The organism is Rhizobium sp. TH135, assembly GCF_002855515.1.
Classification (GTDB): domain Bacteria; phylum Pseudomonadota; class Alphaproteobacteria; order Rhizobiales; family Rhizobiaceae; genus Allorhizobium.
The window spans coordinates 140,819-156,188 of record NZ_PKRP01000007.1; the positions used below are offsets into that span (position 1 = coordinate 140,819).

Sequence of the window (15,370 nt, forward strand, 5' to 3'; positions counted from 1 at the left end):
ATACTATGCACCGTTTTCGGCGGCAGGATAGATTTGCTCGCAAGGCACAGGCCTAACGCGGCATGCCGCTCGGTCGCAGATGACGTTTCAGGGCTGCGATACGGAAGATGGCATTGGGGGCGCCGTAGCCGGCATAGCCCCGGCGCTCGACGATTTCGAAGAAGAAGCCCTCTCCATAAGTCGGGGAATATAGCTGGAAATACTCGCCCGCATCATCCCGGTCGTAGAGGATGTTGGCGGCTTTCATCCGCTCGACCAGATCGGGATCAAGCCCGAAGCGGACTTCGACATCGTCATAGTAGTTTGGCGAGATCACCAAGGACTTGAAGCCATTGTGCGCCAGGGCTTCCGCCGTCGCGAAGATGTCGTCGGTTTCAAAGGCAATGTGCTGGCTACCGGAACCGAAGGTCTCCGCGATGAAACGGCCCGCGAGCGTATTCCGGTTCTCGGCCCCGTTTAGCGTGATCCGCAGGCGACCGTCTTGCGTTTCGACCACCTGGCTCCGCACCACCCCCGCGGGATCGATGATGTCGACCATGGGCGTCTTCCGGGTCGCGAACTGCGAGGTGTAAAAGAGAAGCCAGGTCAGCATCTCCTCATAGCGGGTCGTCTGGGCAAGATGGTCGATCCGCGTCAGCCCGACGGAAGACGCAGTGGTCTGATCCTCGGCAATCGGTTCAAATTCGACGTCCCAGATGTCGCCAAGCGAAGTCTTGCGGTCGAGGAAGTAGACGATCCCGCCGCCAACACCCCGGATCGCAGGCACCTGTATCTCGCCCGGCCCCACCGGCTGGCGAAAATCTTCCGATCCCAACTGCAAAGCACGAGAATGCGCGGCATAGGCATCGTCCACCATCAACCCGAAGGCATAGGCGTTAGCGCCATGGACGAGGTAGGAGGCGTTGGCGAACCCCTTTTCCTCCCGGTTGAGGACAAGGTTGATCTCGCCCTGCCGCATCACGGTGACGGCCTTGCTGTGATGGCGGCCGACAGCGCGAAAACCCAGGATCTCCAGCAAGGCCTCGAGCTCACGACCGTCATCGTCACCGACGGCGAATTCAACGAAAGCAATCCCGGAGACCTCGCTGCGATCTGGCATTGCAGGAACCGGGATACGCATGTCTGGCTCGACGCGCCGGACCTGGTCCATGAGATAGACGAGAGAGCGTCGGCCATCCCTCGATATCGCCTCGGGCGATCCACCGCGGAACTGGTCGTTGAAGATCTCCAGCGACAGATAGCCATTGTAACCCGTCGCCGCGATCGCCTGCATGAAGGGTGTCACGGCAAGGTCGCCTTCGCCCGGCATGTTGCGGAAGTGACGCGACCAGTAGAGAAGATCCATCTCGATCAGCGGCGCGTCGGCGAGCTGAACGATAAAGATGCGGTCACCTGGAATGGACCGGATCGAATTGACCTCGATCTTGCGTGCCAGAGTGTGAAAACTGTCGAGGATCAGCCCGATACTCGGGTGATCGACCCGGCGGACGATTTCCCACGCATCCCGGTGGTCGTTGATGTGACGACCCCAGGCGAGAGCCTCATAGCCGACCCGAAGGCCCCGTTTTGCCGCCCGCTCGCCGAGTTCGTGAAAATCGGCTGCCGCGCGGTCGATCCCGCCAAGTGACACGGGCGAGGCGTTTGAGCAGATCAGCATCAGATCAGTGCCAAGCTCCGCCATCAGATCGAACTTGCGTTCGGCACGGTCGAAGTTACGGCTGCGGAAGGGCTCCGGCATGCCTTCGAAGTCGCGGAAAGGCTGGAAAAGCGAGACGGTCAGTCCGTGATCGCGAACCATCTGTCCCACTTCGGCGGGTGATCGGTCGAACGCCAGGAAGTCGTTTTCGAAGATCTCGATCCCGTCGAAACCGGCACGGGCGATCGCCGAGAGCTTCTCTTCGAATTCGCCGCTGATCGACACCGTCGCAATCGAGGTTTTCATCGCCGCATCCTCTGTTTCGCCCGATGGCTTTTCACCGTTTTCCTTCTGCAACGAGCAGCTTCAGGGCTCGCACAGCATGGGGGTATCCCGTCGCCCCGAGGCCCGCCATGACGGCCGTAGCCGTCATCGAGACGAGGGATTTGTGATAGATCTGCTCGCGCCGATGCACATTACTGATGTGGAACTCGATGATCGGCCCCTTGAACATCTTGAGCGCGTCGAGGAGCGCCAGCGACGTGAAGGTGAAAGCTGCCGGATTGATCAGGATGCCGGATCCTTCGTCGATCGCCTCGTGCACCGACTCGATCAGCATCTCCTCGCTGTTGGTCTGCCGGAAGACGACCGACCATTCCCCGGCCGCCTCCCGGCACCAGAACTCCACGTCGGATAGCGTGTGATGGCCGTAGATCTCAGGTTCGCGCCGACCAAGGCGGTTCAGGTTTGGTCCGTTGAGGATGAAGAGCGGCTTGTGCTGCGTCATGGTCCTCTCCTCATCCCTGATAGCCGAGCAGGCGCGGCAGCCAGAGCACTGTCTCGGGGACGAAGGTGATCACGACAAGGCACAGCACCATCCACAGAATGAAAGGCCAGGCATCGCGGACGATATCTCTGAGCGGTGCGCCCGAAATCTTCGCGACGATGAACAGCAACAGGCCATACGGCGGCGTGACCAGCCCCAGCATGATGTTGACCACCACGACAACGCCGAAATGGACGAGATCGATACCCAGCGCCTGAGCTGTCGGGATGAGCACGGGGACGACGATCAAAAGGATTGTCGTGCCTTCGAGGAAGCAGCCGAGCAGGAGCAGCAGGATGTTGACGAAGATCAGGAAGACGACCGGGGACATGTCCCAACTGGTCAGGATGCCCTTTATGCTTTCCGGAATGTTCTCGATGGTGATGACATAGTTGAAGACGAGCGCACCGGCGATCAGCATGCCGATCGAGGCGGTGGTCTTCCCGCTGGTCAGAAGCGCGCTGTAAAGAGCGTTCCAGCGGATGCTGCGATAGAGCACGGCCGAAACCAGCAGGGCATAAGCCGCCGCCAGCGCTGCAGCCTCCGTGGGCGTCGTCACCCCCGAATAGATGCAGCCGAGTAGCAGCACCGGCATGAACAAAGCGGGGAGCGCGCGCCAGGTGACGCCGGGGATCTCGCGCAACGGCACCGGCGCCTCGACCGGGAAATTCTGCCGACGCGCCGTGATCGCGACCTGCACCATCTGCAGGACGGCCATCAAGAGCCCCGGAACCATGCCAGCGAGGAAGAGATAGCCGATCGAGGCATCCGAAACGAGCGCATAGATGATCATCGGAATGGAAGGCGGAATGATCGGGCCGATCACCGAGGTGACAGCCGTCAGGGCCGCCGCAAAGCTCGGCGTATAGCGACCGCCATCCGTCATCAGCTTCTGCATCATGCTGCCGGTCCCGGCGGCATCGGCAATCGCCGAACCCGACATGCCGGCAAAGATGATGCTTTGCACGACATTGACCTGGGCCAGGCCACCGCGAAAGCGTCCGACCAGCACGTTGCAGAACGACAAGAGCCGTTCGGTCATCGAGCCGATATTCATCAGCTCGGCCGCCAGGATGAATAACGGCACGGCCAGGATCACGTAGTTGGAATACATGCCGTTCAAGAACTGCTCGGCGACGATGCCCATGTCGGCACCGGACAGCAGTAGGTAGAGGATCGACCCACAGATCATCGACAAGCCGATGGGCAGGCCGAGGAAAGCGAGCGCCGTGATCACCACGAGCGACAGGGAAAAGGGGCTGGCCAGGTTCATACGCCGGAACTCGCTTTGGTCGGGTCGAAGCCCTCGGGCGCCTTGCCGCGGATCGCCAGCGTGCAGAGCCAGAGGTGGCGCACGATCATGGCAATCGCGAAGACGACATAGATGGAATAGAGAACGTCGAAACGGATCTTCAGATAGGCGGTGCTCTCGACGCGCATGAAGGTCACATAATCGATGACGGCCGGAAGCGACCACGTGAACAGCACGACGAGGCTGGCGGAACCGATGACCTGCATCACGCGCAGCCCGCGGGCGGTTGCCGCTCCCCAGAACAGATCGAAGCGGATCTCATCGACCTCCCGCACAACGAAGGCAGACCCGAACAGCACCATCCAGATCCACAAAGCGACGCTCGCTTCGTGTGTCCAGCCAATCGAGAGATTGAGGAGATAGCGGGAGAAGATCTGCAGCAGGAAGATGACGAACATCGCCAGCAGCATCATGGCGAGCAGATTTTCTGCCCGATACCTGAGCCAGCTTCCGATCGTGGCAAATCGATTGTCCATAGGCCGAGCCTTTTCTGATGGGCCGGGAGCCGGAGGATATCCGGCTCCCGGGTCTCATGGGGATGGGCTCAGAGTGCGCCGACCTTTTCGAGGATACCCTCGGGCCAGGACTTCGCCAGATCGGAGGCCAGATACTTTTCCTGGGCGAACTTGCGGAAGGCTGCAACATCCGGTTCGTAGATCTCAAGGCCGGCAGCCTTGAATTCCTCGACCAGCGTCTTCTCCTGGGCGAGATGCTGTTCTTCGCTCCACTGCATTGCCTTGTCGGCGGCTGCCTGCACCTTGGCCTGCTGCTCCGGCGAGAGCGCCTTCCAGGTTTCGGCAGAGATGGTCAGCAGGTCGTAGCCGATCAGATGCGAGGTCATGACGATCTGCGACATGACTTCGTAGAACTTCATGTTCTTGACGTTCGGCAGCGGATTGTCCTGGCCATCGATCGCACCGGTCTGCAGGCCGGTATAGACTTCGGCATAGGCCATCGGCACCGGGTTGGCACCGAGCGCCTCGCCGAGGAACTGCCAGGCATCGCCACCCGGCATGCGCAGCTTCACGCCCGAGAGATCGGCCGGCGTCGCAATCTTCTTGTCACTCTTCAGGCCCACCTGGCGGGCGCCGAAATAGGTCGGTCCGAGGATGTAAACACCGGCTTTTTCTTCAGCCATCTTCTTGAACTCGGCGCCGACGTCGCTTGCAAAGAAGGCACGCACATGGGCGGCATCCCGGAACAGATAGGCCGAGGTCAGGACCGACCATTCAGGCACCTGCTTGGCGATATCCTGCGGCGCGATGTTGCCCATCTGCAGATTGCCGCGCTGGAGCGCCACGAGCTCGGTGCCCTGCTTGAACAGCGTGCCGCCGAAGAAGGGCTCGACCGTGAAGCCGTCCTTCAGCTCATCGGCAAACATCTTGACCATGCCGGCACGAATGTCCTGCTCGGAGAACACGGCCGACAGCTTGAGCGTGACGGGTTCCTGGGCATAGGCCGGAAGCGAAACGGCTGTCATCGCTCCGAGTGCGACGGATCCTGCGAGAAACATACGGCGTGTGAATTCCATCATCATGTCTTCCTCCTCTTGTCCCTGCCCCTCCTCGGGCTTGGGGACTTTCTTCTCCCTGACCGGCGAGAGCCGATCGACCAAAAACCCTGTGCTGCCGGCCCACCGTGCCGGCCTGCATTTTTCTTCTCAGGCCCGTCGGGCCAGATCATTCACCGTCGAGCCCGTAAGCTCCTTAAAATGCGCAAGCATGCGCCTTGCATCCGGCGGAAGTCCGGTGAACAGCGAAAACGCACCAACAGCCTGAAAGACAGCCATGCCTCCGCCATTCGCAACCTGGCAACCACGCTGCTGCGCCGCCTGCACGAGTGCGGTCTCCAGCGGGAAATACACGATCTCGGCCACCCAGAGAGAGGGATGCAACAGATCTGCCGACAAAGGCATGCCCGGATGCTTGTCCATTCCCATGGGCGTGGCATGCACGAGACCGGTCGCCTTCGCCATGGCACCCCCGAGGTCCTGTCCGGCACGGACAACTGCCTGCGGAAAAAGTTCGCCCATCAGCGCGGCGAGCTCTGCCGAGCGAGCCTCATCAATATCGAAGACCGTCAGCGCCTTTGCCCCGAGCTGCAAAACGGCAAAGGCTGTGGCGGCACCGGCCCCACCCGCACCGATCTGGACGACATCCGTCAAGTCGGCATTCGGGAGCTGGCGCTGCAATCCCTCGGCAAAACCCCACCAGTCGGTATTGTGCCCGATCCGCTTGCCATCCCGAAGAACCACGGTGTTCACAGCGCCGAGCTTGCGCGCATCGTCCGACAGGTCGGACAACAGGGGGATGATCTTCTGCTTGCAGGGATAGGTGATGTTGAGGCCGCAAAGGCCCTGCTCTTCCGCCTCGACGACAAGGCTCTCCAGAGCATCGGGCGTGAGCTTTCTCTCGTTGAGATCGATCAGCTCGTACCGGTAATCAAGCCCAAGAGCCGACCCTTCACGCATGTGCATGGCAGGCGTCAGCGATCGCTGGATCCCAAATCCAATCAATCCGGCTCGCTTGATGTCCCGCTTCGTGGGCATGACCACTCCCATTTCCCGAGCGTAAGATCCACTTGCGCTGCAGGCCTCCCAACCTGGCAATGATCAATAATGTACTAACTAGTTAGTGTCAACGTCAAACAGGTTGATGCGCCCTTTCGACGGCACTATGAACAGAGGGCTCGGGGGGCGAGGGAATGGACTCACAGGCGCCGAGACGGGGGAGGAGCATGGCAAAGACGGCCGGGGACACGCGCAGGAATGATCCTGAGGGCACCAAGGAGAATATTCTCGAGGTGGCGACCCAGGAATTTTCCGAATTCGGCCTGTCCGGGGCAAGGGTCGATTCGATCGCGGAAAAGACACGCACATCCAAGCGGATGATCTACTACTACTATGGCAGCAAGGAAGGGCTTTACCTTGCAGTGCTCGAGCGCGCCTATCGCAAGATCCGGTCGTTGGAGGCAGACCTTCAGCTCGCCGAACTACCGCCCGACGAGGCCCTGCGGCGCCTGATCAATACGACCTTCGATCACGACGAGCAGAACCCGGACTTCGTCCGTCTGGTCAGCATCGAGAATATTCATCACGCCATGCACATGAAACGCTCGAGCGAGATCGCCGATCTCAACATATCAGTCATCCGGACGCTTCAGGACATCATTGATCGCGGCCTGCAAGGCAACCATTTCAAGCGCCGGGTCGATGCGATTGACCTGCACATGCTGATCAGCGCCTTCTGCTTCTTCCGCGTTTCCAACCGCTATACCTTCGGGACCATCTTCGAGCGCGACCTGTCCGAACCAGCACTCTACGCCCGCCACCAACAGATGATCGCCGACGCGGTCCTGAGCTACCTGCGCTCAGAATAGCTCCTCCGTACTGCGATCTAGCGGATCCCGCGCTTGGATCGCGGGACACCAGAGCATCAAACGCGGAATGATCCGAGAGAAATCAGAGCCTCTCTGCATTTTCGAGTTTGCACCCCCCTGTCTCTGCTTGACAAAGATCGGGTGGGCATATTTTAATCATGCACACCATATGGGCACTGAGCCCAAGAATTCTCAAATCGACGACATCCGTCAACGGGCAATATCGCCCCACAACGCCCCGATCGCCGGGACCCGCGTTGTGGGTTTTTTTGCGTTTGGAAAGCACATGCTGGACCCAGTGAAGATCGGCATTCTCTATTCGACGACCGGGCCTTATGGGGCCATGGGCCGCGATGCTTTCGACGGCGTGGAATTCGCATTCCACGAATACAGAAACGCCGGCGGCACCCGCGTCCAGCCGGTTTTCTTCGATCCCCATGCCGATCTCGCCGCCTATCTGGAAGGCGCCCGCAGCCTGATCCGCGACAGCGGCTGCCGACACATCATCGGCACCATTACCTCCGCCGCACGCAAGGAAGTGCTGCCGCTGGTCGAAAAACACGACGGGCTCTTGTGGTACATGTGCCCTTATGAAGGCTTCGAGGCCAATGAGAATGTCATCTATATCGGCGGCTGTCCGAACCAGCACCTGATCCCGCTCTTCGAACATCTTGTCCCCCGCTACGGCACCCGCCCCTACCTCGTTGGGGCAAACTATGTCTGGGGCTGGGAGATGAACCGGCTGGCGCGCGAACTTGTCGCCAATGCAGGCGGCACCGTGCTCGGCGAACGCTACCTGCCGCTCGAGGAAACGGCCGTCGAGCGCATCATTGCCGACATCGCGGAAAAGCGCCCGAGCTTCATCCTCAACAATCTCATCGGCCCATCGAGCTATGCCTTCCTGGAGGCAATGCACGAACTCGGCAAACGCGACCCGGCCTTTCTGCCGGAGAATTGCCCCGTGGCGAGCTGTGACCTGCAGGAAAGCGAACTGGATGAAGTCGCGGCTGGTGCTGCGACCGGCCAGCTTTGCGCCGCCTCCTATTTCGATACGCTCGACAGCGCCGAAAACCGCGACTTCAAAGCACGCCTTCGCGCCTTCAAACCCGAGACGCGACGCGTCTCCAGCATCTTCGCCAGCGCCTATACGGCGGTCACCATGTGCATCGCCGCCATCGAGGCATCGGCCGCCAGCGACCCCGCGACCGTGCGTCGACAGGTCCACGGCCGAACCTGGCCGGGCCTCTTCGGCGCAATGACCGTCGATCCGGCAACCAATCACGCAGCCCTCCCCTTCCTGCTCGGCCGCATCAATGCCGAGCGCGGATTTGACGTGATTGCCTCGCGACCACCCTTGGCCGCAGATCCCTACCTCACCGGCGGCAGCACGCGTCGTGAACCTCTGTTGAGGGTGGTGTCATGATCGCCAAGACGCCGAACTTCACAGGCTGGCGCGTCGTGATCCTCGCAGAGGACGACACGAATACCGAAAAGCTGCGCCGCCAGCTCGCTCTGCTCGGGATTTCCTCGTCTCTCCAGTGGCTGCCTCTGGCGGAGGAGCATTTGCCCGATCTGGTGATCGTCGACGCCGATCGCGGTTGGGACGAGCTCCTGCCTTGGGCACGGCGCAAACCCGCGCGTCCGGTTGCGGCCCTCCTGGGCTCGGAAGCACCAGGACGGATCGCCTGGGCAATCGACTGCGGAGCGACATCCTTCATTCCGAAGCCCGTTTCGGCCTCGACGATTTACCCGGCTCTCGTGCTAGCCGTCAGCGCTTACGAGCAGCGACTTGAGGATGAGGCACGGATCGCCCGGCTTGAAGAGCGGCTGAAACTGCGCCCGATCGTCTTTGCCGCAGTCAATCGCCTGAAGACCGAACGGCAGATTGACGACGAACAGGCCTACGTCTTGCTCAGAACCTGCGCCATGCGACGCCGTATTCCCCTTGAACAACTGGCAGCGCTCCTCGTCGGCGGGCTCGAAACACTGTGCGAGGCAGGCTGATGCGGATCTTAAAGGAAATCGGCCGCCAGCCTGCGGCCCTGTTCGGCCTGATCGTCATCGCCTTGGTCATCCTGGCGGCGCTCGGCGCTCCGCTCTTTGCCCCATTCGACCCCAATGAGCAGATGTTCGATGGACTGACCCTCGAGGGCGCACCGATGCCGCCCGGCGGTCCGTTCGTGCTCGGGACCGATACGCTCGGTCGCGACCTCCTCTCCCGCATGCTTTTCGGCGCCCGGACATCGCTGATCATCGGCCTCGTTGCCAATGGCGTCGCAGTCTCGATCGGACTTCTCGTGGGCATTATGGCCGGCTATCTCCGCGGCTGGGCCGGCAATCTCATCATGCGCTTCACGGATCTGATGATGGCCTTCCCGGCGCTGCTGCTTGCCATTGTGCTCGCCGCCCTTCTGAAACCCAGCCTCTGGATCGTCGCGCTCGTGATTGCGCTCGTCAATTGGGTTCAGGTTGCGCGCATCGTCTATACCGAGACCCGCGGACTGGTGGAGCGTGACTTCATTCTGGCCGAACGGTCGCTGGGCGCCGGTCACGCCCGCATTCTCTTCCTGCACATCCTGCCGCATCTGGTGCCGACGGCCATCGTCTGGGGCACGCTCGGGATCGCGACCACAGTGCTTTTGGAAGCAACGCTCTCCTTCCTCGGCATCGGCGTCCAACCGCCTGATCCGTCCTGGGGCAACATCATCTTCGAGAGCCAGAGCTACTTCCAGGCAGCCCCCTGGCTGGTCTTCTTCCCAGGCGCTGTGATCCTGCTGACCGCCCTCGCCTTCAACCTAGTGGGTGACGCCCTGCGCGACATCCTTGATCCGACGCAGAGAGGAAGAGGCTGATGTTGGCTGTCTTGGGACAACGCCTGGTCCAATCCGTACTGATCCTGTTCGGCGTGGCAGCGATCACCTTCGTGTTGCTTTACGCCCTGCCCGCCGACCCCGCACGCATGCTCGCCGGGCGGAGCGCCACGGCCCAGACGGTCGAAAACATCCGGCGCGAACTCGGCCTCGACCAGCCTCTGCCCGTCCAGTTTGCCCAATATGTCGGCGGCTTGGTCCAGGGAGATCTGGGCCGTTCCTATGCCCAGAAGACCGAGGTGGTGACACTCATTGCAGCCCGGTTGCCGGCAACGCTCACACTGATGGCCGCCGGCATATTCCTTGAGGTACTTCTCGGCGTCATCCTCGGTTCGATCGCAGCCCTCAATCGCGGCGGCCTTCTCGACCGCACGGTCATGATGTCCGCCTTTGTCGGGGTGTCGGCCCCGCAATTCGTCGTCGCCCTGCTGCTACTCTATGTCTTTGCCGCCACGCTCGGCTGGTTTCCGATGTCCGGCTATGGCACGGCCGCCCATGTGGTCCTGCCAGCCGTCACACTCGGCATGCTCGGAGCCGGCTGGTATGCCCGCATGGTGCGCTCGGCGATGATCGACGTGCTGAACCAGGACTATATCCGCACCGCACGCGCTAAGGGACTATCCGGAGCCCGTGTGATCCTGCGCCATGTCCTGCCCAATGCCATCCTGCCGATCATCGCCATGATCGGCATCGATATCGGCCAGTTCATGGGCGGCGTGGTCGTGGTCGAGGCCGTCTATGGCTGGCCCGGCATCGGCCAGCTTGCCTGGCAGGCCATCCAGCAGGTGGACATCCCGATCATCATGGGTGTCACGCTCACCTCCGCTCTCGCTATCATCACCGGCAATCTGATTGCCGACCTGATTGCGCCGGTCATCGACCCGCGTATCCGCTCACACTGAAGCCTAACGACAAAAGGGGAACGTTCAATGTTCAGAAGTATGCTTCTCAACTCAACCGCCGCCGCCCTTATGGCGCTGATGCCGTTTGCGGCCAGCGCCCAGGATACGCCGGCCAAGGGTGGTGACATCGTCGTCACCTACAAGGACGACATCACGACGCTCGACCCGGCCATCGGCTATGACTGGGTCAACTGGTCGATGATCAAGAGCCTCTATTCCCGCCTCATGGATTATGAGCCTGGCACCGCCAATCTCGTGCCGTCGCTCGCCGAAAGCTTCGACGTCTCTGCCGATGGCCTGACCTACACTTTCAAGCTCCGTCCGGGCGTCAAGTTCTCCAACGGCCGCGCAGTCGTCGCCTCCGACGTCAAGTATTCGATCGAACGCGCCGTCAATCCGAAGACGCAAGGTCCGGGTGCCGGCTTCTTCGGCGCCATCAACGGCTTCGATGCCGTATCCGGCGGTACGTCCGAAACCCTGTCGGGCATCGAAACGCCTGATGACATGACTGTCGTCTTCAAACTGTCCCGCCCGGATGCCACCTTCCTGCACGTGCTCGCGATCAACTTCGCCTCGGTCGTGCCGAAGGAAGCCGTGGAAGCGGCAGCCGGCGACTTCGGCAAGAAGCCGGTCGGATCCGGCACCTTCATCCTGAAGGACTGGACGATCGGCCAGAGGCTCGTCTTCGACCGCAATCCTGACTACTTCAACAAGGATCTGCCCTACATCGACAAGGTAACCGTCGAAGTCGGCCAGGAGCCGCTCGTCGCTCTCCTGCGTCTGCAGCAGGGCGAGATCGACATTGCCGGCGACGGAATTCCGCCAGCCAAGTTCCTCGAGATCAAGAACTCGCCTGAAGGCGCGCAGATGATCGTCGACGGCGAACAGCTGCATACCGGCTATCTGACGCTCAACACCAAGATCAAGCCACTCGACGACGTCAAGGTCCGCCAGGCGATCAACATGGCCGTCAACAAGGAGCGCATCACCCGCATCCTGAACGGTCGCGCAACGCCTGCAAACCAGCCCTTGCCGCCGCTGATGCCGGGTTACGACAAGGCCTTCACCGGCTATGCCTTCGACGTTGAAAAGGCCAAGGCCCTGCTTGCCGAAGCCGGCTTCCCCGACGGCTTCGAAACGGTGCTCTACTCTACCAACACCGATCCGCAGCCCCGTATCGCCCAGGCGATCCAGCAGGATCTGGCGGCCATCGGCGTCAAGGCCGAAGTCCGTGCACTGGCGCAGGGCAACGTGATCGCGGCCGGTGGCACCGAAGGCGAAGCCCCGATGATCTGGTCCGGCGGCATGGCCTGGATCGCTGACTTCCCGGATCCGTCCAACTTCTACGGCCCGATCCTCGGCTGCGGCGGCGCGGTCCAGGGCGGCTGGAACTGGTCCTGGTATTGCAACGAGGCGCTCGACAAGCGGGCGATCGAAGCCGACTCGATGTCCGATCCGGCCAAGGTTGCCGAACGTCAGGCGGCCTGGGGCAAGATCTTCACCGACATCATGGCGGATGCGCCCTGGGTGCCGGTCATCAACGAACGTCGTGTCGTTGCCAAGTCGGCACGCATGGGCGGTCCTGACAACATCTACATCGATCCGACCCGCGTCATCAATTACGACGCGATCTTCGTGAAGCAGTAACGCAACTGCCCTTGCTGCCCCCTCCTGACCGAGGGGGCAGCGCCTGAGGAAACACACGAAAAAACACTTGAGGCATCATCATGTGCGTCGCCTGCAACCACACCATTCACCGGGCCCAGCATAACTTTGGCTGGAACAAGGACTTCTCCCCTGCCCTCGTCGCCAAGCCGGGCGAAACGATCCTGTTCGAATGCCTGGATTCCTCCGGCGGACAGCTCGGAGCCGACGCGACACTCGACACGCTCGCCAACCTGGATTTCGGCAAGATCAATCCGGTTTCGGGCCCCGTCTATGTCGAAGGCGCAGAGCCGGGCGACGCCTTGAAGGTGACGATCCGCAAATTCCATCCGTCCGGCCATGGCTGGACCGCGAATATCCCGGGCTTCGGTCTTCTTGCAGACCAGTTCAAGGATCCGGCGCTGCATGTCTGGTCCTACGACACCGCATCGATGGCCCCGGCCGCCTATGGCCCTGGCGGCAAGGTGCCTCTGAAGCCCTTCACCGGCACGATCGGCGTCGCACCGGCAGAGGCAGGGCTTCACTCGGTCGTCCCGCCCCGTCGCGTTGGCGGCAACATGGACATCCGCGACCTGACCTCGGGCGTCACGCTCTATCTTCCGATCGAAGTGCAAGGCGCGCTGTTCTCGGTCGGCGACACGCATGCCGCCCAGGGCGACGGTGAAGTCTGCGGAACCGCAATCGAAAGCCAGATGAACGTCGAGCTGACCCTCGATCTCGTCAAGGGCGCCAATCTGAAGTCGCCGCGCTTCACGACGACCGAACCCGTGACCCGTCATCTCGATGGCGCCGGCTACGAAGTCACCACCGGCATCGGCCCCGACCTGATGACCGGTGCGCAGGAAGCGGTCATGCGGATGATCGATCTGCTCACGGCCGAACACGGCATGAACCCGGTCGACGCCTACATGCTGTGCTCGGTCTGCGGAGACCTCAGGATCAGCGAAATCGTCGACATGCCCAACTGGGTCGTGTCCTTCTATTTCCCGAGGATCGTTCTTTCGTGACCGAGCAAAGTCAGGACCAGGGTCCGGTCATCTCCGTCAAGGAACTCTCGGTCGACGCCCGGACCCCAACCGGCCTGAAGCGCATCCTCGACCGGGTGTCCTTCGATCTGGCGGCCGGCGAGACGCTGTGCCTGGCGGGAGAGTCCGGCTCTGGCAAGTCGGTGACCTCGCTCGCCATCATGGGGCTCTTGCCCAAGGCGTCGCTGCGCGTCACCTCGGGCGAAATCCTCCTTGGCCGGTCGGAGTTGACCCGCAAGTCAGAGAGGATGATGCGCAGCATCCGCGGCGGCGATATTGCGATGATCTTCCAGGAGCCGATGACATCACTCAATCCGGTGATGACCGTCGGCGCCCAACTGACGGAAGCGATCCGGGAACACCGGAAAAATCTGACCGAAAGTCCCGAGACCATCGCCCGCCAGATGCTCGATGCCGTGCAGATGAGCGATCCGCCCCGCCGGTTGGCCCAGTATCCGCATGAACTTTCCGGCGGCATGCGCCAGCGCGTGATGATCGCCATGGCACTCTCATGCCGCCCGAAAGTGCTGATCGCCGACGAACCCACCACCGCGCTCGATGTGACCGTCCAGGCGCAGATCCTCAAACTGATGCGCGAACTGCGGCACGAGTTTCAGACCTCGATCCTGATGATCACCCATGACATGGGCGTGGTCGCCGAAATGGCCGACCGCGTGGCGATCATGAAGTCAGGCAGGATTGTGGAGCAAGGGACATCGATCGACATCTTCGAACGTCCTTCCGATCCCTATACCCAACAATTGCTGGCGGCCGTCCCCCGCCTAGGCGCCCATGCCGGCACGGACATACCACCGCGGGTGACAGCGGTCCCCACGGTGGCCCCTGCGGTACCAAGCCCCATTCTGGACGTTGCCGACCTCAGCGTGACCTATGGCCGGAAAACCGGTTGGCTTCGGCGCGGGCCGCAACCCGAACCGACGGTCAAGAACGTAAGCTTCAAGCTCAAGGCCGGGGAAACGCTGGGGCTCGTCGGGGAAAGCGGTTCCGGCAAGTCCACCACCGGCAAGGCCGTGCTCGGGCTCATCCCCTTCGAGGGGAGCGTCCGGATCGCAGGCCAGGAGGTCATGCCCGCATCGAGCGCCATCATGCGCCCGATCCGTCGCACCGCCCAGATGATCTTCCAGGACCCCTATGCGTCGCTCGATCCACGCATGAGCATTGGCGCCGCAATCGCCGAACCCCTGGTCATCCACGGTATCGGCGACAGCACCGAACACCGAGATCGTGTTGCGGACTTGCTCAAACGCGTCGGCCTCACGCCGGATGCCGCCGAGCGCTATCCCCACGAATTCTCAGGGGGCCAGCGTCAACGCATCTGCATCGCCCGGGCGCTTGCCCTCGAGCCGAAGCTGATCGTGGCGGATGAAAGCGTCGCGGCCCTCGATGTCTCGGTGCGCGCCAATGTTCTCGACCTGATGCTCGAATTGCAGGAACAGATGGGGCTCGCCTATCTGTTCATCTCCCACGACATGGCCGTCATCGAGAAGATGTCACACCACGTCGCCGTCATGCGAGGCGGCGAAATCGTCGAGATCGGCACCCGCCGCGCGGTCTTCGAAAATCCGAGCGATGACTATACCCGGGCGCTGATGGCAGCAGTCCCTGTTCCCGATCCAAGACAATATCGCGATCAAGCGCGGCTCGTTGCCGGAGCGTCCTGAGCCGAGGGGTTAAAACGACTGACACGAAGCAAGATCCGGATGGATGACGGCGCCATAAGATCTGTCGGAGTGCT

At 61.6% G+C, this 15,370-nt stretch carries 14 protein-coding genes; 8 read left to right on the forward strand and 6 right to left on the reverse strand.

Annotation, left to right across the window (positions count from 1 at the left end):
* Positions 1 to 52 precede the first annotated feature (52 nt).
* The 6 genes from C0V73_RS20390 to C0V73_RS20415 all read right to left on the reverse strand — a co-directional run bounded on the left by C0V73_RS20390 (position 53) and on the right by C0V73_RS20415 (position 6,322).
* Positions 53 to 1,942, reverse strand: a complete 1,890-nt coding sequence (locus tag C0V73_RS20390; RefSeq protein WP_102021991.1) for a sugar phosphate isomerase/epimerase and 4-hydroxyphenylpyruvate domain-containing protein — start codon at positions 1,940 to 1,942, stop codon at positions 53 to 55.
* Positions 1,943 to 1,973: 31 nt separating this feature from the next.
* Positions 1,974 to 2,423, reverse strand: coding sequence for a type II 3-dehydroquinate dehydratase (locus C0V73_RS20395; RefSeq protein WP_102021855.1), 450 nt, complete (start codon positions 2,421 to 2,423; stop codon positions 1,974 to 1,976).
* A 10-nt stretch (positions 2,424 to 2,433) separates the two neighbouring features.
* Positions 2,434 to 3,735 carry a TRAP transporter large permease gene (locus tag C0V73_RS20400; protein ID WP_102021856.1) on the reverse strand — a complete coding sequence of 434 codons (1,302 nt, stop codon included), beginning with the start codon at positions 3,733 to 3,735 and terminating at the stop codon, positions 2,434 to 2,436.
* Positions 3,732 to 4,250 (reverse strand): TRAP transporter small permease subunit, encoded by a 519-nt coding sequence (locus C0V73_RS20405; RefSeq protein WP_102021857.1) that lies wholly within the window; start codon positions 4,248 to 4,250, stop codon positions 3,732 to 3,734. Before C0V73_RS20405 ends, C0V73_RS20400 begins: the two co-directional genes overlap by 4 nt.
* Positions 4,251 to 4,318: 68 nt before the next feature.
* Positions 4,319 to 5,311 carry a TRAP transporter substrate-binding protein DctP gene (gene dctP / locus C0V73_RS20410; protein WP_102021858.1) on the reverse strand — a complete coding sequence of 331 codons (993 nt, stop codon included), beginning with the start codon at positions 5,309 to 5,311 and terminating at the stop codon, positions 4,319 to 4,321.
* 123 nt (positions 5,312 to 5,434) lie between these two features.
* Complete coding sequence (locus C0V73_RS20415; protein WP_102021859.1) at positions 5,435 to 6,322, reverse strand: shikimate dehydrogenase; 888 nt, start codon at positions 6,320 to 6,322, stop codon at positions 5,435 to 5,437.
* 188 nt (positions 6,323 to 6,510) lie between these two features.
* Here C0V73_RS20415 and C0V73_RS20420 point away from each other — a divergent pair, with 188 nt between their 5' ends.
* From C0V73_RS20420 to C0V73_RS20455, 8 genes are all read left to right on the forward strand, one after another.
* A complete protein-coding gene (locus C0V73_RS20420; RefSeq protein WP_102021860.1) occupies positions 6,511 to 7,152 on the forward strand; it encodes a TetR family transcriptional regulator in 642 nt (213 codons plus the stop codon).
* Positions 7,153 to 7,438: 286 nt separating this feature from the next.
* Positions 7,439 to 8,575, forward strand: coding sequence for a transporter substrate-binding protein (locus C0V73_RS20425; protein WP_102021861.1), 1,137 nt, complete (start codon positions 7,439 to 7,441; stop codon positions 8,573 to 8,575).
* Positions 8,575 to 9,156, forward strand: a complete 582-nt coding sequence (locus tag C0V73_RS20430; protein WP_102021992.1) for an ANTAR domain-containing protein — start codon at positions 8,575 to 8,577, stop codon at positions 9,154 to 9,156. Before C0V73_RS20425 ends, C0V73_RS20430 begins: the two co-directional genes overlap by 1 nt.
* On the forward strand, positions 9,156 to 10,004 hold the full coding sequence (locus C0V73_RS20435; protein ID WP_102021862.1) for an ABC transporter permease: 849 nt from the start codon (positions 9,156 to 9,158) through the stop codon (positions 10,002 to 10,004). The genes C0V73_RS20430 and C0V73_RS20435 overlap by 1 nt, the downstream gene beginning before the upstream one ends.
* Entirely contained in the window at positions 10,004 to 10,924 is a 921-nt protein-coding gene (locus C0V73_RS20440; RefSeq protein WP_102021863.1) for an ABC transporter permease, read from the forward strand. The genes C0V73_RS20435 and C0V73_RS20440 overlap by 1 nt, the downstream gene beginning before the upstream one ends.
* A gap of 27 nt (positions 10,925 to 10,951) precedes the next feature.
* Positions 10,952 to 12,571 carry an ABC transporter substrate-binding protein gene (locus C0V73_RS20445; protein ID WP_102021864.1) on the forward strand — a complete coding sequence of 540 codons (1,620 nt, stop codon included), beginning with the start codon at positions 10,952 to 10,954 and terminating at the stop codon, positions 12,569 to 12,571.
* 80 nt (positions 12,572 to 12,651) lie between these two features.
* Positions 12,652 to 13,596 (forward strand): acetamidase/formamidase family protein, encoded by a 945-nt coding sequence (locus C0V73_RS20450; RefSeq protein ID WP_102021865.1) that lies wholly within the window; start codon positions 12,652 to 12,654, stop codon positions 13,594 to 13,596.
* Positions 13,593 to 15,296, forward strand: a complete 1,704-nt coding sequence (locus C0V73_RS20455; protein ID WP_102021866.1) for an ABC transporter ATP-binding protein — start codon at positions 13,593 to 13,595, stop codon at positions 15,294 to 15,296. Before C0V73_RS20450 ends, C0V73_RS20455 begins: the two co-directional genes overlap by 4 nt.
* Positions 15,297 to 15,370 lie beyond the last annotated feature (74 nt).